12 protein-coding genes and 1 riboswitch are annotated in these 18476 nt (G+C 51.0%); of the genes, 8 read left to right on the forward strand and 4 right to left on the reverse strand.

Annotated features, from left to right (window positions below; genetic code table 11):
* Window positions 1-193: 193 nt before the first annotated feature.
* Window positions 194-1909: an alpha-keto acid decarboxylase family protein gene (locus tag ACEN86_RS01835; RefSeq protein WP_495632684.1), complete on the forward strand. Its 1716-nt coding sequence runs from the start codon at window positions 194-196 to the stop codon at window positions 1907-1909.
* A gap of 98 nt (window positions 1910-2007) precedes the next feature.
* On the opposite strand, the gene ACEN86_RS01840 is transcribed toward ACEN86_RS01835, so the two are convergent.
* Together ACEN86_RS01840 and ACEN86_RS01845 are read right to left on the reverse strand one after the other, a co-directional pair.
* Window positions 2008-2259 carry a YiaA/YiaB family inner membrane protein gene (locus ACEN86_RS01840; protein WP_495632685.1) on the reverse strand — a complete coding sequence of 84 codons (252 nt, stop codon included), beginning with the start codon at window positions 2257-2259 and terminating at the stop codon, window positions 2008-2010.
* Between the two features lie 168 nt (window positions 2260-2427).
* Window positions 2428-3276 carry a helix-turn-helix transcriptional regulator gene (locus ACEN86_RS01845; RefSeq protein ID WP_495632686.1) on the reverse strand — a complete coding sequence of 283 codons (849 nt, stop codon included), beginning with the start codon at window positions 3274-3276 and terminating at the stop codon, window positions 2428-2430.
* A gap of 126 nt (window positions 3277-3402) precedes the next feature.
* On the opposite strand from ACEN86_RS01845, the gene fabF reads away from it, so the two are divergent.
* From fabF to ACEN86_RS01860, 3 genes are all read left to right on the forward strand, one after another.
* Complete coding sequence (fabF, locus tag ACEN86_RS01850) at window positions 3403-4641, forward strand: beta-ketoacyl-ACP synthase II (protein WP_495632687.1); 1239 nt, start codon at window positions 3403-3405, stop codon at window positions 4639-4641.
* A gap of 220 nt (window positions 4642-4861) precedes the next feature.
* The gene (locus tag ACEN86_RS01855) at window positions 4862-5773 is read left to right on the forward strand and encodes an oxidoreductase (RefSeq protein ID WP_495632688.1); all 912 of its coding nucleotides are present in this window, start codon (window positions 4862-4864) and stop codon (window positions 5771-5773) included.
* Window positions 5774-5804: 31 nt separating this feature from the next.
* On the forward strand, window positions 5805-6722 hold the full coding sequence (locus ACEN86_RS01860; protein WP_495632689.1) for a helix-turn-helix domain-containing protein: 918 nt from the start codon (window positions 5805-5807) through the stop codon (window positions 6720-6722).
* A gap of 206 nt (window positions 6723-6928) precedes the next feature.
* Here ACEN86_RS01860 and ACEN86_RS01865 read toward each other — a convergent pair whose 3' ends face one another.
* Window positions 6929-9277 (reverse strand): UvrD-helicase domain-containing protein, encoded by a 2349-nt coding sequence (locus ACEN86_RS01865; protein ID WP_495632690.1) that lies wholly within the window; start codon window positions 9275-9277, stop codon window positions 6929-6931.
* 424 nt (window positions 9278-9701) lie between these two features.
* Window positions 9702-9812: riboswitch (TPP riboswitch) on the forward strand.
* Between the two features lie 102 nt (window positions 9813-9914).
* Between ACEN86_RS01865 and thiC the strand changes: the two genes are divergently transcribed.
* On the forward strand, window positions 9915-11684 hold the full coding sequence (gene thiC / locus ACEN86_RS01870; protein ID WP_495632691.1) for a phosphomethylpyrimidine synthase ThiC: 1770 nt from the start codon (window positions 9915-9917) through the stop codon (window positions 11682-11684).
* Between the two features lie 187 nt (window positions 11685-11871).
* On the forward strand, window positions 11872-16122 hold the full coding sequence (locus ACEN86_RS01875) for a M4 family metallopeptidase (protein WP_495632692.1): 4251 nt from the start codon (window positions 11872-11874) through the stop codon (window positions 16120-16122).
* 105 nt (window positions 16123-16227) lie between these two features.
* Here ACEN86_RS01875 and ACEN86_RS01880 read toward each other — a convergent pair whose 3' ends face one another.
* On the reverse strand, window positions 16228-16503 hold the full coding sequence (locus tag ACEN86_RS01880; RefSeq protein WP_495632693.1) for a hypothetical protein: 276 nt from the start codon (window positions 16501-16503) through the stop codon (window positions 16228-16230).
* A 166-nt stretch (window positions 16504-16669) separates the two neighbouring features.
* Between ACEN86_RS01880 and ACEN86_RS01885 the strand changes: the two genes are divergently transcribed.
* Together ACEN86_RS01885 and ACEN86_RS01890 are read left to right on the forward strand one after the other, a co-directional pair.
* On the forward strand, window positions 16670-17785 hold the full coding sequence (locus ACEN86_RS01885; RefSeq protein WP_495632694.1) for a DUF2087 domain-containing protein: 1116 nt from the start codon (window positions 16670-16672) through the stop codon (window positions 17783-17785).
* Window positions 17786-17798: 13 nt separating this feature from the next.
* Window positions 17799-18341 (forward strand): cysteine hydrolase family protein, encoded by a 543-nt coding sequence (locus tag ACEN86_RS01890; RefSeq protein WP_495632695.1) that lies wholly within the window; start codon window positions 17799-17801, stop codon window positions 18339-18341.
* Window positions 18342-18476: the final 135 nt, after the last annotated feature.

Below are 18476 nucleotides of genomic sequence, written 5' to 3' on the forward strand. Positions count from 1 at the left end.
TATATTGATAAAGGCAGATCAGGGAGTATCCCCGGTCTGCTTTTTTTATAATCCCCGGCTACTCTAGGGCCTCATTTTTGGAAATACTTAGCATAGTTAGGTGCAATTAGTTCCGTTCTCTTTGCAAAAGTGAAGAAATAACAAGGTGTAAGGGTAATTACATAAGTGGACTAACCGTAGAGGAGAGATATACATGTCTGTTAGGAACAAGAACCTGGGAACCGAGGATAAGCAGCTCGAGAATAGATCATTAGGTCAATATTTGTTCGATTGCCTGAGGGCGGAAGGGATCACGGAGATATTCGGGGTGCCCGGCGACTATAACTTTACCCTGCTGGATACGCTGGAACGATATGATGGAATCCGGTTCATCAACGGGCGCAATGAATTGAACGCCGGGTATGCGGCGGACAGCTATGCGCGGATGAAGGGAATTTCGGCTTTGATTACCACCTTTGGGGTAGGGGAGATGAGCGCCTGTAATGCGATTGCGGGTGCTTATAGCGAGAATGTCCCGGTCGTGCATATTGTCGGGTCCCCCAAATCGATGGTGCAGCAGGCCCATAAGCTGATGCATCATACGCTGCATGACGGCGACTACCAAGTGTTTCGTAAAATGTACAGCTCCATCACCGCCTACACGGCGGAGATTACCCCCGAGAATGCGGCCATCGAGATTCCGGCAGCCCTTCATATTGCCAAGCGCAGGAAAAAGCCGGTATATCTTGTCGTTGCCATCGATCTGGTGATGAAGCCGATCCTCGCCCGGCGGGCTCCGCTCCAGGATCTGCAGACCAGCGAATCCTCGCTGAAAGCGGCTGTTACTCATGCGCAGCAGCTGCTGGGCAGCTCGAAGCGGGCAGTGATCCTGTCCGACTCCATGGTCATGCGTCATAGACTCATGGACCCGGTTCGCGAACTGGCTGAGGGCCTGAGCGTACCCGTGGCCTCGATGCCGCTCGGTAAGGGCGGGTTCGATGAGCATCACCCCAATTATATCGGGATGTACGGGGGAGCCTTTGGCAGCCAGCAGGTCAGCACCATCGTGGAAGAGGCGGATTGCGTAATCGCCGCGGGGCTCATCTGGTCTGACAGCAATACGGCCAATTTCACCGCCAAGCTGGATCCTATGAGGACGATTAATATTCAGCCGGAATCCGTCAAGATCGGAGAAGCGGTATACATGAATATTAAGGCCGAGGATATGCTGCGTGAGCTGCAAAAGGTGGGGTTCAAGCATGAAGGAGATCTGCCAAGCCTCTCTTTTCCTTACGAGCAGGAAGCGGCAGATGTCGCCGCGGAGCAGCCCTTAACCGCCGATGCTTATTATCCGCGGATTCAGCGAATGCTGAAGGAGGGGGATATTGTGGTTGCCGAGACGGGAACGTTCATGAACGGAATCTCCCAGATCAGACTGCCGGAGGGAGCAAATTATATCGCTCAGGCGGGCTGGGAGAGCATCGGGTATGCTACGCCCGCTGCCTTTGGGGCATGCATAGCTGCGCCGGGACGCCGGGTGCTTCTCTTCACCGGCGACGGTTCGCTGCAGCTGACGGTACAGGAGATCAGCTCTATGCTGGTGAATGGCTGCAGCCCGATTATTTTTGTGCTGAATAATGACGGTTACACGATTGAGAAGTACTTGAATGTGAAGACCGAGCAGCAGCGGTACAACGAGGTGCCGATGTGGTCTTATACAAAGCTGGCTGAGGCCTTCGGCGGGAAGGCTTATACCGCACGGGTGCAGACCAATGGAGAACTGGATGAAGCCATGGATCAGGCAGAGGCGGCGCAGGCTCAGGGCCGGCTTTGCATCATTGAGATGATCGCGGCGGATCCAATGGATGCCCCCGAATATCTCCGAAGAACCAGGGACTATCTGAAGGAGCAGGAGAAGCAGCAGAAGTGAGCGGGCCCTCGCGGATAAGCGAGCTTAGTTAAGATAAAAAAACAGCCGTTCCAAGGTGAATACCTGGGGACGGCTGTTTTTTATGACCTTCATTCAATCTAGCTGCTGTGGCTGCTGCTGCGGCTCTGCTCCGCAATAATTTCGTTATCCTCACTGTTATCCCGGGTTACTTTCTGGGTCAGAATGGCCCCTACAGCTACCAGAATCATCACAGCGATATAGTATCCTTTTTCGTTGAGCTGCATGTCGGCATTATAAATCCCGATCAAGAACAACGCGACACCTGCAAAAAATGTGAAATAAGCTAGAAATGTGAACGCAGGCGTATTTCTCTTTCTGTACTTTTGCACTTTGAATCATCCCTTTTTCTCATTTTGATGGAGTTTGAATATCTGCCCTATAGGCTGGTTCTCCTACATGCAAGGCAAATATGGATATATCTTACTATGGCAGATGGCATATTTCTACATATTTTTGCTTCAAGGAGGGATTTGTCCCTAAAAGAATACTCTGTTCTTCTATAGATTGCTGTCCTTCATCAGCTTGCTGAGCTTGGTCTCGGTGTTGGAATCCTGGACCGGGGTATAGACGCTGCACCTTAGATCAGCGGTGCCATGAACCTGAAGGGAGGTCAGGTTGAACAGCATCTTGCCGGCCCGTGCATGCCGGAACTCAATCATCACTTCGGGCGCGGAGCTGACGTCACTTTCGTTCCAGAGCGCTTGAAAGTCAGGGTACTGGCGGGTCATTTTATCAATAAAATCCGAATACCAGGGATCAGCTACGTACTGTCCGTAGTATGCGCGGAAGATGGACAGGAATCCCCGAACAAAATGTTCCCAGTTCACGGCTAGACTGCGGAGCTCCTTCTTGTTGAACAGCAGCTCGATCATATTCCGCTCGGCTACGGGAATCAGGTCGAAATTAAGGAATACGTGCGAGGCCGCAGCATTCCAACCCACAATCTGGCACTTGCGGTCAGAAATGATGGTCGGACAATATTTCAGCTCCTGCAGAATTCGGCCGAGCGAAGGGCTGATGACCGTGCCAGCATCTTCAATTGCAGGCTTCGTATGTGAACCCGACTCCAGGGCCAGATCATATAAATATTTGCGCTCATCGCTGTTCAGCTGAAGTGCCCCTGCAATGGCATCCAGGACAGAGGCAGACACCTTGATATCCCGGCCCTGCTCAAGCCAGGTATACCATGTCGTGCTGACTCCGGCGAGAGCGGCCACTTCTTCCCTGCGGAGTCCAGGAGTTCTGCGCCGCGTACCGGGGGGAAGACCTACGGTATGAGGGTGAAGCTTGGAGCGCTGGGTTTTGAGAAATTCAGATAGAGCTTCGAGTCTTGCTTCCGGCTTCATGGCAATCGTCCTTTACAAGTTTATTCTAGTGCTAATTATACTAGGATAACCACACACTTGTAATAGGATAATGGATGGATAGAATAGAGACAAGATAAACTTAGATCGCAAGGGAGAGATGCCAAGATGGAAAGAGTAGTGATTACAGGAATGGGGATTATGTCGCCCCTTGGAAATGAATTGGATACATTCTGGAATGGTCTTAAGGAAGGGAAATCGGGTATCCGCACGATTGATACCTTTGATGTCTCAGCATACAAGACCCGGATTGCGGGCCTGGTCAGGGGACTTGATCCCGAAGGCAGATGGGGACGCAAGGAAGCCCGCAAGATGGACAGGTTCAGCCAGCTCGGGCTTGCGGCAGCGGAGCAGGCGCTTGAGCATTCCGGCCTGAAGCTGGATCAGATCGACCGGGAACGTCTCGGGGTCTATGTGGGCTCAGGCATTGGCGGCATTGAGACGCTGGTGAATAACGTCGATCTGCTGCGCGAACGCGGTCCGGGCAGAGTCAGCCCTAGCCTGGTTCCGATGATGATCTCCAATATGGCCGCGGCGCTGATCAGCATTCACTTCGGCGCGATGGGACCGACACTCTCGCCGGTCACGGCTTGTTCAATCGGAAATACGGCGATCGGTGAGGCTTGGCGCGTGATTCGCAGCGGAGACGCGGATGTGATTTTTGCCGGGGGAACGGAGGCCGCTGCGCACCCCATTGCCTTGGCCGGATTCGGGAATGCTACGGCGCTTTCCGTCCGAAATGAGGAGCCATCCAAGGCCAGCCGGCCGTTCGATGCGGATCGGGACGGGTTCGTAATGGGCGAGGGTGCGGGTATACTTGTACTGGAATCCCTGACCCATGCCCAGAAGCGCGGCGCGCAAATCTATGGGGAAGTGATTGGCTACGGGGCAAGCTCGGATGCCTACCACATGGTGGCTTCTCACCCGGAGGGCATCGGTGGTTATCTGGCGATGAAGAGCGCCGTCAAGTCGGCGGGTCTTACTCCGCAGGATATCGATGTGATCAGTGCCCATGCGACCAGTACGGAAGTGGGCGACCTGGCGGAGACGCAGGCGATCAAGAAGCTGCTGGGTGAGGCGGCTTACCAGGTTCCGGTCACGGCCAACAAATCCATGCTGGGCCACATGTTCGGAGCTGCAGGCGGGGCCGAAGCCATCGCTCTAGTACAGACATTGCGGGAAGGAATTGTGCCGCCAACGATCAACCTGGACCAGGCAGGTGAAGGCTGCGATCTTGATTATGTGCCGAACACGGCCCGGACGGGCAAGTTCGAGATCGGATTGTCGAACTCATTTGGGTTCGGCGGGCACAATGCGGTGATCGTGCTTAAGAAGTATGCGGGGTGATTAAGTTCTAGACTGTTACCAGATTGAAGCCAAGAAGCCACTCCAATGTCAAAGAAAGACATCGACCTCTAAAGGAAGATGTCTTCTTTTGTGTTACAAGCACCTATTACAAATCCTCATTCTTACTACAACGATCAGGGATTCGGCTATCCAGCTATCTAGAAAATTTCTGTATACTAAGGGTATAGGAAGTAGCTCGACAAATTAGGGGGATAACGGGATGGATAATAACGGATGGACATCTGACAAAATTACAAATCAAGAGGGGAAAATCATTTTAATAACAGGTGCAAACAGCGGGCTTGGACTTGAAGCATCGACTATTTTAAGTGCAAAAGGTGCAAAAATTATCCTGGCAGTTCGTAATCTTGAAAAGGGAAAACACGCAGTTTCAAAAATAATAAATAAAAATAATAATGCCCAAGTGGACTTGATGCATTTGGACTTATCCGATTTTGACTCCATTCATAAATTCTCGAAAGAATTTCACGCAAAGTATTCAAATTTGAATATTTTAATCAATAATGCGGGTATTATGTACCCTAAACAACGAGAAGTAACAAAGCAAGGTTTTGAAACACACTTTGGCACGAATCATTTGGGACATTTCTTATTGACTGGTTTGATTCTGGACGTCCTTAAGAAGACACCTCAATCAAGAGTGGTTACCCAAAGCAGTGCTCTCCACAAATATGGCGGGGATATTCATTTTGACGACCTAAACTTTGAAAAGAGGTATAACAAAGCCAAGGCGTATGCACAAAGTAAATTAGCAAATCTTCTATTTACATATGAGTTAGACCGACGTTTCAAAATTCATAAACAAGATAGTGTGGCTACAGCAGCACATCCAGGCTATACGGCTACCGAACTTCAAAGGTCACAAGGGCTGCTGGCAGCAGCAGCTAACAAGTTAATTGCGCAAAAGATTGAAATAGGAACTTTGCCCGTTTTAAGAGCAGCAACAGAAGAAAACTTAGCTGGGTCTGAATATTTTGGACCGACGAAGTGGTTTGAGCTCCGTGGCTATCCTGAAAAGGTGAATTCAAGTGATAAATCATACGACGCCAAGCTGGCTAAGAAACTCTGGGAAGTTTCTGAAAAACTAGTGGGATTTACGTACAATTTCTAATTAGCGCAGTTTGGAAATGGAGAAGATTTAAATGACCAATAAAAATTTTCAAACTATAAATATACACTCTATTTCGGAATTGCATTATGTACTTGGTATTCAGAAACCGGATCACCCGTTAATTAGTGTCATTAAAATAGAAAATATTCCACGTCTAAACTTTGATTCCGTTAGAGTCTCGTTTGAACTATTTAATATTTCATTAAAAAGAAATGTCAAAAACAAAATCAGATATGGCCAAAACTATTACGATTTTGATGAGGGCTTTATGTCCTTGATGTCACCCGGACAGACCGTTTTTATTGATGACCTTGATAATATGGAGGCTGCCGGGTGGTGGCTGTTTTTTCATCCCGATTTAATAAGGAACTATCCGTTAGGTAAAAGAATTAAAGAGTATGGTTTCTTTTCATACGAAGTAAATGAGGCATTGCATCTATCCGAGAATGAAGAAAAAATGATTGTGAATATTATGGATAATATCCAGCGAGAATACCATTCGCCAATAGACATGTACAGTCAAGATGTAATGGTGTCATATCTTGATGTGCTGCTCAATTACACGAATAGGTTTTATAACAGACAATTCATCACTCGAACAACAGCAAGCATGGATCTGTTGGTACAAATAGACGATCTGTTAACAGAATACTTTAATGGAGAATTGGTGCAGCAAATAGGACTGCCGACGGTGCAGTATCTTTCCGGCAAACTGAATATATCTCCTAACTATTTAAGCGATATGCTGCGAAAAATTACGGGACAGAGCGCACAGAAGCATATCCACAATAAGCTAATTGAGAAGGCCAAGGATTACTTGGTAACTTCAACATTGTCGGTTAGCGAAATCGCATACCTAATGGGATTTGAACATCCTCAATCTTTTAGCAAGCTTTTTAAAAGCAAAACGAATCGATCTCCAATGGATTATAGAAACTCGTTTAACTGAACATCTGATATCATATAAACTTTGCTCATAGCTATTTGGTGGGGTTCCTGTCTGTTAGTTGAAGAGGCTGCCCGTGTTATAGACAAAAGCCCCCGAGGAGCGGACGTTCTCCATGTCCGCACTTCGGGGGCTGCTTGGTCTATGTTGGTCTGAGGAGTGCCGGAAGCGGCGCGGCCTTCCGGCAAGCAAGCGTGGACGTGCCGCGCTCAGACCGGCACGTCCTTGCGGCCCCTGTGCATGGGCTTCCCGCACAGGGGGCAGACCTTCGCGGCGAGGCCATGGTCCCTCGCCGTCACCCGTGTCCAGGCGATACAGCCTGGACCTTGGCACAGCCAGGCGGCGACGCTCTCTGTTCGCGCCGCCGCCGCTGAACTGCCGCTTCGGGCGGGCGAAGCGCCCGAAGACCGGCCCCCGCTGCGGGCGTAGCCTGAGCCCGCAGCCACTTCACTTCGAGCCCGCGAAGCGCTCGAAGGGGTGACCGCGCCTTCGGCTGCCTCGCCGCCGAAGGCCGAGAGCAGAAAGCGGGAGACGGCCGCTTTCTTGCCGCGGTACCTTGCGGGGGAGCTGATGATCAGCTCCTCCTTGGCGCGGGTGATCGCGACGTAGGCCAGCCGCCGCTCCTCTTCCAGGGCGGCGGCCCCTTTGGAGGCACCGCCCGCTTCAGGATAGGCGGTATCCTTCATGCGGTCGGCCTCAATCGCCGAGCTGTGCGGCAGGCTGCCTTCAATGGCGCCGATCAGCATCACGACCGGGAACTCGAGTCCCTTGGACCGGTGGATGGTCATCAGGGCGACACGGTTCCCCTGTTCACGGGACTTGTCGCTGCTCTGCTCCCGGCTCTTCTGGATCACATCGCTGATGAATCCAAGGAAGCTCGCTACCGTATCAAAGCGTTCAGCCGAAGCCTCCAGCTCGTCCAGCATTTCCTTGATCATTTCCTTGTGCTGGGTCAGCAGCTTCCGTTCATCCGCCTCGACATAAGCATTATAGAATTTCTCCCTCATCAGGGCGATGGCCGCCGCAGGCTTCATTGAGGATAGAATGCGGATCAGCTCCAGCCTGTCCTGGATCTTGGTCAACTGGAAGTCCTTAAGCCCGGACAAGGTCAGCAAATGAACCAGCGGGCCTTTCTTGGCCCGGGCAGATTCCTGCTGCACAATATGGGACATTCCCCGTTCCCGGTTGATGTAGAGGGTCGGCAGCACACTCTCCATGGCGGTGAAATCGCGCCGGTTGAGTCCTAGTCTTAAGTGGTCCACCAGGGGAAGTACAAGGGCGTTCTCATAGAGAAGCTGGCCATCCCCATACTCAATATATGGGATTTCACGGATCATCAGCTGTTCCAGAATAGCCCGGTTGTTGCTGGTTGCCCGGTAGAGCACGGCGTAATCACCGTAGGTCCGCTTGCCGGCCCGAACCTCATGCTCGATGCGGTCCAGGGCCAGCCGTGCTTCCTCGTCACTGGTAAGCGGGCGCGTGTACATTGGCCCTGAAGCTCCTGATTTTACAGCCGCCAGCGTCTTGCTTCTGCGGTGCTTGTTATGCCGGATCACTTCATTGCCAAGGCCCACAATCCGGGTGCCGGAGCGGTAATTGATATCAAGCGTAATGACTTTGGCCCTTGGATACGTCTTCTCGAATTCCAGAATATACTCGCTGCGCGCTCCATTAAATGAATAGATCGTCTGATCATCGTCGCCAACGACCATCAGGTGGTCCTGCGGGGCGGCAATCAGCTTGACCAGCTCATACTGCAGATGGTTCGTATCCTGGAATTCATCGACCATTATATAACGGAAGCGATCCTGAATGGTGCGCAGCAGGTTGGGGTTCCCCTTAAGCAATCGGTAGGCCAGGATCAGCACATCGTCGAAGTCCATCTTCTCGTGATCCAGTTTCCATTGTTCATACTGTAGAAGAATCCGCTTGGTCTCCCGCTCGGTCACACTGTCTTCAGGCATATCAGGTATATCAATCAGATTGGTCTTGTACGAGGAGAGCATAGACAGCAACGTCTCCGGCTGATAGGCGTCCTGAAGGCCCATTTCCCGCATCATCTGCTTGAGCAGGATATGCTGTCTGCGGGTCTCACTCCAAATTTCCAGCTCATTGCCCTGCCTGCGAATCAGCTGCAGGAAGAAGGAGTGGAACGTCCGCGCCTGTAGGAGGCGGATATCCTGTGGATGAATGCCGGGCAGTACAGCAATCCGGTCCCGCATCTCCTGAGCAGCCTTGCTGGAGAAGGTTAGCAGTAGGATTTCCCGTGGATCGACACGTCTTACCGAGAGCAGGTAGCCGGTGCGGCAGATCAAGACGGAGGTTTTGCCGGACCCGGCTCCGGCGAGAGTCAGCAGCGGTCCCTTAAAATGGCGGACGGCAGCGATCTGCGAGGCATTCAGCAGGATGTCGCTGGCCTCCAGCGTGCGGAAATAGGCGGCATCCGGATCTCCTGTGCCGACCACCTCGCGGCTGGTCCGGGCTGCAGCCATCCTGGCTTCGGGAACACGCTGCTGGGCGGCGCCCGAAGGTATTTTATTAAAAATGGATTCTCCCATCACATTCACCTTCATTTATACGGTATATAAGTTCGACTTCTATATAAGTTGAATTTAAGAATTACTTATAGGCAAGAGTGTGAAATGATTCCGGAGAAGCGGAGCGTTCGCCTACAAGCTTTCTGAAAGAAAGCTACATCGGAAGCATATTCTTTATGATTAGATTTCCACCTATAAAAATTCAATTAAGAAGTCTGAGGACAACAGCGATCGTAGGAACATTTCATACGGCTGACTAGCATGTAAATCGAGTTCAACTTATATATAAAGTAATCGAATACATATTTTTACTCAGCTTAATAGCATACCTCTATTCTCCCAAACATACAATAAGTAGAGCACTGGGAAGTGAGGTTAGAAGACGGAATGAAGATAGCAAAAGATTGTAAATCTAGCATGGTTAGGTTAAGATGGTAGCGACAACTGCATATCAAGCGGGAGCTCAAGGTTTTGGGCTGAGAGGGTAGGAATTCCACTATCGACCGTTATACCTGATCTGGGTAATGCCAGCGGAGGAATTGAAATGGACGAAGTCTGTCTAATTCAAGAGACCCTTTTTATATATTAAGCGGTCTTGTTATGTCCATTTACACGCTCGGCCTTTCTCGGATAAATCACAGAGGAGGCTTTTTTTGTTATGACCAAAGAGACGATTCAGCTTCAACCTTCTGCCCTGCCGGGCAGCCGCAAGGTGTATGTAGAAGGCTCGCGTCCGGATATTCGTGTGCCTATGCGCGAGATTGCACTCAGCCCTACTTCGGACAGCTACGGCAGTCATGAGAATGCGCCGGTCCGCGTGTATGATACAAGCGGCTTGTATTCTGATGCCGAGGCACAGACGGATATTACGAAGGGGCTTCCCGAGAACCGCCGGGCCTGGATTCGGGAGCGCGGAGATGTCGAGGAGTACGAAGGAAGGCAGATCAAGCCGGAGGATAACGGTTATCTGTCCGATGACCCCCGGGCTAACACCCAGCAGTTCCCGGATTCAGGAAGACGTCCGCTTCGGGCGAAGCCCGGTCAGAATGTTACCCAGATGCACTATGCACGCAAAGGGATCATCACGCCGGAGATGGAGTATATCGCGATCCGCGAGAATGTGTCTGCGGAGTTCGTGCGTGACGAAGTAGCGCGCGGCAGAGCGATCATCCCGAGCAATATCAATCACCCGGAGAGCGAGCCGATGATTATCGGCCGGAATTTCCTCGTCAAGATTAACGCCAATATCGGGAACTCCGCTGTGGGCTCTTCCATTGAAGAGGAAGTGGAGAAGATGACCTGGGCAACCCGCTGGGGCGCCGATACGATCATGGACCTGTCGACGGGCAAGAACATTCATACGACCCGGGAGTGGATCGTCCGCAATTCCCCGGTTCCGATTGGAACTGTTCCGATCTATCAGGCACTCGAGAAAGTGAACGGCAAAGCCGAGGATCTGTCGTGGGAAGTCTACCGCGATACGCTGATCGAGCAGGCCGAGCAGGGGGTGGATTACTTTACGATTCATGCCGGAGTGCTGCTCCGTTATGTTCCACTTACCGCGAAGCGCCTGACCGGTATTGTCTCCCGCGGCGGCTCGATTTTGGCGGCTTGGTGCCTCGCGCACCATCAGGAGAACTTCCTGTATACGCATTTTGAAGAAATCTGCGAGATTATGAAGGCTTACGATATTGCCTTCTCGCTAGGCGACGGCCTTCGCCCGGGCAGCATTGCGGATGCGAATGATGAAGCGCAATTTGCGGAGCTTGAGACGCTTGGGGAACTCACGAAGATTGCCTGGAAGCATGATGTGCAGGTGATGATCGAAGGACCGGGCCATGTTCCTATGCATCTGATCAAGGAGAACATGGATAAGCAGCTGGAAATTTGCGATGAGGCACCATTCTATACGCTTGGGCCTCTGACGACAGACATTGCGCCGGGATATGATCACATTACTTCAGCCATCGGAGCCGCCATGATCGGGTGGTTCGGAACGGCCATGCTGTGCTATGTAACCCCGAAGGAGCACCTGGGTCTGCCGAATAAAGAGGATGTAAGAGAAGGCGTCGTCACCTACAAAATAGCGGCCCACGCCGCAGACCTGGCCAAGGGTCATCCGGGCGCCCAGGACCGGGACAACGCGCTCTCCAAAGCGCGCTTTGAATTCCGCTGGCGGGATCAGTTCCACCTCTCGCTCGATCCGGAGCGGGCGATGGAATATCATGATGAGACCCTTCCTGCCGAGGGAGCCAAGACGGCCCACTTCTGTTCCATGTGCGGACCGAAGTTCTGTAGTATGCGAATCTCGCATGACATCCGCCAGTACTCGAAGGAGAATGGATTTGAGAGTGAAGCTGCGATTCAGGAAGGCATGGAGTTGAAGGCCAAGGAGTTCAAAGAGACGGGCAGCGTAATCTATAAATAATTTTATTCTATAGAAGAGACATAGAAGAGTCCGATGGAGTCTAGCTGATCCTGGGGACTCTTCTTTTTTGTAATGTCGAAAATAATTGGAAATGTCGAAAAATCTACAAAATAATGGTTAAAAGTTCGATATAATAGAAAGTAGACATAGTCTATTAATATATAGCAGGGAATGAGGAGGTAGAGTGTTGAAGAGCAGCAAATTCACTAGGATACTGATGGTGATGCTATCCGCAGTCTGTATCTCGAATGGAGCTTGGGGCGTAGGCTCTGTTCAGGCATCTACGGAGAAGGTCCAGGCTGCCGCACTGAATAGTTCGGATGAAGGGCAGCGGGGCGAGGAGCAATCCCGATTTTATAAAGATATCACATCACCCAGTCTGGGAAGTGACAGCTCGGTGATGAATTTTTTGAAGGAGAACAAGGAGCTTACCGGGTTAACGGATCCTCAGCAGAGCCTCAAGCTGCTTGATAAGAAGCAGGATGATACCGATCAGACTCATCTTCTGTATCAGCAGCAGTATCAGGGGATCCCGGTCTACGGCAAGTACATGCGGGTGCATCTGGATGAGAACAAGCAGGTTGAGGAGGTTGCAAGCCGTACTGAACCGGAGGCGGCGGTTATGCCGGATAACCTCACAGCAGCCATCAGTTCCAGTCAGGCTGTGTCTATTCTCAAGAAGTGGATTGAAGATCAGGAAGGGACGAAGATTAGCTGGAGTCCTCTGAATGCCGGTCAGCAGGTACTTAATACCTCGGCCCCTACAGCCAAGCTGATCATCTATCCCGGTGATCCAGGGTACCGGCTCGCTTACGAGGTTAATGTGACCTACCTGATGCCGCATCCCGGCAAATGGACAGGATACATTGATGCCGCGAACGGCTCTATTTTGGATGAGTACAGCACTTCCTATCAAGCAAGAAGCATGAGCCCATCCAATGTGACGACGGGGGTAAGTACCGGATTTAATGGGGATGCAAAATCTCTTAATCTTTATAAAGATCCTATTTCCGGCAAATATGAGCTGCTCGATATTACCAAACCGATGTGGCAGATGTACACGGATAAGGACCGCGGAGTCTTCACTTACGCCTATGACGGAACGGATAGTTCCGGAAGCATTTACTATAAGGATATCGAAAGCTCTTCAACATCTTTTGCCGATCGTCAAGGGGTAGATGCCCATTTCAATGCGGGTAAGGTTTATGACTACTACTATGGAAAGTTTGGGAGAAACAGCATTGATGCTAGCGGCGGCTCCATTGTCTCCATTGTTCACATCCCTGATCTATGGAGCACGACCAACCAGGGCGGGGCTTGGGATAATGCAGCCTGGTTCGGCGGCTATATGCTGTACGGGGATGGAAGCGGGTCCGCAAGAGGAGGATTTGACTGCTTGTCCTGCGGGCTTGATGTCGTTGCCCATGAAATGACGCACGGCGTGACCGAGAATACAACAGCGCAGCTGGAGTACCAGAATCAATCCGGGGCGCTGAATGAGTCTTTCTCTGATCTGATGGGCGCGTTAATTGAATCGAATTATGATCCGGGTGATACGAAGTGGTGGTTAATAGGAGAAGACCTGAGACTGGACCACCGGGCTTTGCGGAATCTGAAAAATCCGGGCGATCAGACCGTTCTCTCTCCACAGCCCGATCAAATGAGCAAGTATGTGTATCTCCCTAATGACAGTGCCCATGATAATGGGGGTGTTCATACGAACAGCGGTATCCCCAATCATGCCGGTTACCTGATGGTAGCCAATTTGGAATCGCTGCTGGGAACAACAGGAGCCAAGGATGCTGTGGCTTCCATGGCCTATGATGTACTAACACACTATCTTGCGCCTAACTCAAATTTTGTTGATGCGGCTAATGGATACGAAAGTGCTGCACAGAACTATGTAAAGGCGCATCCTGAATATCAGTATGTTAGGCAGCAAATCATCCAAGCGGTTACGGGAGCCTGGAATGCGGTAGGCATCCAGACTGCGGACACCGCGGCACCTGCCTTTAATCAGGGCTATCCGCATACAGGAACGGTGACCGATGTGTCTGCTGAAGTGGTGCTGAGTGTAGATGAAGCCTCCAAGGTATATGCGAAGATTCAGCCCGCTGCTGATCCAGCGCCGACCGTAGAAGGCCTTAAGCAATCTGCATCCCAGACCGCCGCTGCCAATCAGGATATTACGCTGACCTTTGGCAATCTGAATCCGCAGACCTCCTACGCTGTGTACCTCGCAGCTTATGACACGACAGGGAACGTAAGCAGCGTGCCGGCCAAGTTGTCATTTGCAACCAAGCAGCAGGTTAAGCCGGCCGATACTGCGGCGCCGGTATTTGCGGCAGGTTATCCAAAAGCCGGCGTAGTGACAGACAACTCCCTTCACCTGCTCGTGAAGACGGATGAGAATGCGTCAGTGTATGCCCTGCCTGTTCTTGCAGATCAGGCCAAGCCGACCGCAGAGGCGCTGAAGCAGCTTGCACCTTCTGCCGTATCCGCGGGTCAGGAAGCGGATATCTATTTCGACAAGCTGAGTCCGAGTCAGGATTATATTCTCTATATCCTGGCGAAGGATACGGCTGGCAATACCCAGGCAGGTATTACTGAGGTGCCTGTTCATATGGCAGCGCAGTACAGCGGAGGGCCTGTTCTCACCGTGCTGAATCCTGTCATCCAGGAGGACTTAAGCAATGACGGCACCTTGTCCGCTACACAGTCCCTGTATGTGGATCACGGGACATTTGTTCAGGATATGACCGGGGGCGTCGTGCTCGAAGGCCTTCCAGCCGGTCTCGGTTATGAAACGATGAGAAGCAGTGATCAGCTTGTGCTGATTCATTTTACGGGAAAAGCACTCAGCCATACCCATGCAGATGATAAGGTTGTGACAGTGAAAGTTAAGCCTGGTTTCATTACAGGTGTAACAACAGAGACGACAGCAGGCTTGTTCACCATTGACTTCACAGATCCGGTAACTGTTCCGGCTGATTCTACGGGCGGAACTAGCGGAGGCACTTCCGGTGGAGGCACTTCGGGTGGAACTGGCGGAGGCACTTCCAGTGGCGGTACTTCGGGCGGAACTGGTGACTCTGGTGGCGGAAGTTATGGCGGCGGCGGAAGCTCAGGAGGTACTTCTGGCGGTGGAGGCGGTGGCGGTGTGCCGGCAGCTCCGGCAGATGGATCGCAAGCTGAAGGTTCCTTCAAGGATACCGCATCGGGCTTTGAATATGTGCCTGCCTCAGATGAAGTGAAGAGCACCCAGCAGGGAGGACAGCAGGAAGCAACGCTGGACGTGACTGCGGATACTGTCAGCAGCGCAGTGGGGCGGATGTCGTCCACAGATAAAGTCTGGTTGATCAGACTTGGTGACTCAGCGGATTCATGGAAAGTGACTTATCCTCTAAATGAACTGAGAAATGCACCTTCTATACCGGGTGCGGGTATCGAGCTTAGTACAAGTGCGGGAAGCTTCACACTTCCGTTATCGGTTCTTAAGCAGAGTGCGGTAACTGCCCAGGCGGGAAGCTCGGCTGAGGGATGGAGAATTGAAGTTACAGTCAAGAAGGCTGATCTAGTAGACAATGCCATCTGGAGTCAGGCGGTCTCCAAATTAGCAGCAGGTAACCTTCTTCAGCCGGTAGAATTCGAGGTAGCTCTGACTAACCCTGTTCAGAAAGTGACGCTCCAGGATTTCGGCCGGGAATATGCGGCTCGTACGCTAAGGCTTCCTGCAGGAATCGCACAGAACTGGACTGCGGTTACCTTGGACGCGAATGGGGAGCTTCAATTTGTTCCCGCTGTCCGGGTGAAGGAGGATGGCTATGATGCGGTTCAGATTCTGACCACGCATGCCAGCCTGTATGGCATCGTTACAGCCAGCAAGAGCTTCAGTGATCTTAACGGACATTGGTCGAGAAGTGATGTGGAGCTGCTCGCTTCCAAGCTGCTGGTCAAAGGCGTATCGGCAAGCAAGTTCGAGCCGGACCGTCAGATTACACGTGCTGAATTTGCAGCATTAATGGTGCGTGCACTTGGGCTGAACTTGGCACAGAGTCAGACAAGCTTTACCGATGTTAACTCGAGTGCCTGGTACGCAGCTTCAGTTGAATCGGCTTATCAAGCCGGTCTGATCAAAGGAACGGGGGCTAACCAGTTCAAGCCTAATGCCCCGGTTACCCGGCAGGAAATGGCGGCAATGCTTGGATCAGCCATGAATTTGCTGGGCAGACAGGCACCTAGTGGCGGAAGCGGAATCGAGATCTTCAAGGATCGAGGTACTGTAGCTTCCTGGGCGACCTCCTCGGTAGATACGGCTGTCCGCGCCGGGCTCCTGCAGGGAAGCGGCGGTCTGTTCAGAGCGGGCGCCGCGTCTACCCGGGCAGAGGCGTCTGTAGTTCTGAAGCGCCTGCTGGTGTTTGGGCAGCTGATGGAGTAATTTAGGCGACAAGCTTTAAAGTTGGGTTGGTTATAGATGTGAAAAACGGCAGGCCCCCGGTTATCGGGGGTCTGCCGTTTTTGGTATTTTATAAAATTATGACTGCTAAATAAATTTCAGCCACATCCATTTTAAAAAGCCATAAGTAAGGACAATCGCTGCAAACACGACCACGATCCAGAACAGGATGGCCAGCCTGGGTGTGTCTTCTAGAATACCGCGATATATAACAAAGTAGTTGTCTTGAAATGAGAAATCCTCGGTCTTCTTAACATTAAGCATACTGACGACCAAGGGATAATTAATGGCGAGTAAAATGATCTCCACAATAATCGCAAACACACTGCCTTGCAATGGGGTATTTCTAAAACTTCCTCTCACGACCAACGTCCTTTACATTGTTTGATTGTTCTCCTACCGTATTTTACCACAAAGCACGAAAGACTAGGCTGAATAACTGTCCATTTGAAATCATGAATGTATTGACATTAAACAAACGGAATTATAAAATATCTATAAATAAGCAAACGAATTGAGGAAAATAAAAATGAACTCGGAGTTGATTTGGAACTCGTCTTTACTGGAGCTGGAACGGGGTTATATCGAGAAGGATGATTTTTATATATGTATCTGCTGCGGCCGAAGCTTTGAGAAAGGTATTATCTATCCGGAAGATGACGTACTATATGAGACCGAGAAATATGTTCGTCTGCATATTCAGAAGAAGCATGGCTCTGCCTTCGAGTATCTCATAAGTCTGGACAAGAGCTTTACCGGGTTATCTGAAATCCAGAGCAATTTGCTAAAGTTATTTTACGGGGGCAAGAGTGATAAGGAAGTGCAGCAGGAGCTCGGGATTGGCAGCACTTCGACCGTGCGCAACCACAGGTTCGTGCTTAAGGAGAAGGAGCGGCAGGCCAAAGTATTCCTCGCCATTATGGAGCTGCTAAGAACGAAGGATAAGCATGCGCCAGCGATGCTAAAGGTTCAGGGCAGCAGCAAGGATGATCGCTACCGGATTACAGAGACCGAGAAGGAGAAGGTTCTCGCCAAGTATTTTCCTGCAGGAACGGATGGCCCATTGAAGAGCTTCTCCATGCGGGAGAAGCAGAAGCTGATTATTCTTAACGAATTGTCCAAGCGGTTTGAACCGGAGCGGATCTACACCGAGAAGGAAGTTAACGAGATTTTGAGCGCAGCTTTTGAGGATTATGCCCTGCTGCGGCGTTATTTGGTTGAGTATGGATTCATGAACAGACAGCCGGACGGAAGTGAGTATTGGCTTGGCGGGCCGGCGACAGAGCAGGAGGAGAATAGAGTGGATCGCAAACAAGAATTGAAACTGATGGCGAAAGAAATTAAGACTCAGGCGGGCGTGTTCCAGATTAGAAATACTAAGAACGGTAAGGTCTATGTGGACAGTACAGCTAATCTCAAATCCATTAACGGCCAGGAATTCTCGCTCGAAATGGGTTCACATATGTGCAAGAAGCTTCAGCAGGAATGGAGTGAGATGGGCAAGGAGAATTTCGTGATTGAGGTCCTGGAGACGGTGAAGGAGAAGGAAGGCGTGCGACTGGATATGAAGGATACGCTGAAGAAGATGAAGGAGAAGTGGCTGGAAGAGCTGCAGCCTTTTGGGGACAAAGGGTATAACAATTAGGGAGGCCGGACAAATGAGTCAACAGAAAAGTGCACTGCTGATTGTGGATGTGCAGGTAGCTCCATTCATATGGGCCCAGTATGGGGGAAAAGAGCTGTACCAAGGAGAGGAGCTGCTGCATCATATTCAGTCTCTGATTCAGAAAGCCCGCTTGGCTGCATCGCCGATTATATATATGCAGCATACCGAGGATGGAGAGTCTCCCCACAGGCTGGGGCAGCCGTTGTGGCAGATCCATCCCGAGGTAGCTCCGCAGGAAGGGGACCTCACTATGGTCAAGTATCATGCGGATCCTTTTCTGGAGACTGAGCTTCATATGAAGTTACAAGAGCTGGGTATCACACGTCTGATCATTACCGGAGTACAGACGGAGTACTGTGTGGAATCGGCGTGCCGAGCTGCCTACAGCCTCGGGTATGTTAACGTTCTAGTCTCGGACGGACACAGCACCTTCGATTCAGAAATTCTAACAGCCCAGCAGATCATTGATCATCATAATACAGTTCTTGGCAGCCAGTTCGCTGAGCTACAGCGTACGGAAGAAGTTGTGTTCTAGATCATCTCTAGCCGTTCCACGCTAGGGACAGAAGCTGTAATAATTAGAGTTATACAACCAACAATGGAAGAATCCTATATCAAGGCCTCAGGTTCGCTAGGACATGTGGCCTTTTTCGTTTGGAACTAACATTAC

It is taken from the genome of Paenibacillus sp. Paensp111, from assembly GCF_059492195.1.

Bases quoted from the DNA above. Each gene is read 5' to 3' on its own strand.
- ACEN86_RS01835 (WP_495632684.1), top strand. From the start codon at position 194: ATGTCTGTTAGGAACAAGAACCTGGGAACCGAGGATAAGCAGCTCGAG.
- ACEN86_RS01845 (WP_495632686.1), bottom strand. From the start codon at position 3,276: ATGAAGCCGGAAGCAAGACTCGAAGCTCTATCTGAATTTCTCAAAACC.
- fabF (WP_495632687.1), top strand. From the start codon at position 3,403: ATGGAAAGAGTAGTGATTACAGGAATGGGGATTATGTCGCCCCTTGGA.
- ACEN86_RS01855 (WP_495632688.1), top strand. From the start codon at position 4,862: ATGGATAATAACGGATGGACATCTGACAAAATTACAAATCAAGAGGGG.
- ACEN86_RS01860 (WP_495632689.1), top strand. From the start codon at position 5,805: ATGACCAATAAAAATTTTCAAACTATAAATATACACTCTATTTCGGAA.
- ACEN86_RS01865 (WP_495632690.1), bottom strand. From the start codon at position 9,277: ATGGGAGAATCCATTTTTAATAAAATACCTTCGGGCGCCGCCCAGCAG.
- thiC (WP_495632691.1), top strand. From the start codon at position 9,915: ATGACCAAAGAGACGATTCAGCTTCAACCTTCTGCCCTGCCGGGCAGC.
- ACEN86_RS01885 (WP_495632694.1), top strand. From the start codon at position 16,670: ATGAACTCGGAGTTGATTTGGAACTCGTCTTTACTGGAGCTGGAACGG.
- ACEN86_RS01890 (WP_495632695.1), top strand. From the start codon at position 17,799: ATGAGTCAACAGAAAAGTGCACTGCTGATTGTGGATGTGCAGGTAGCT.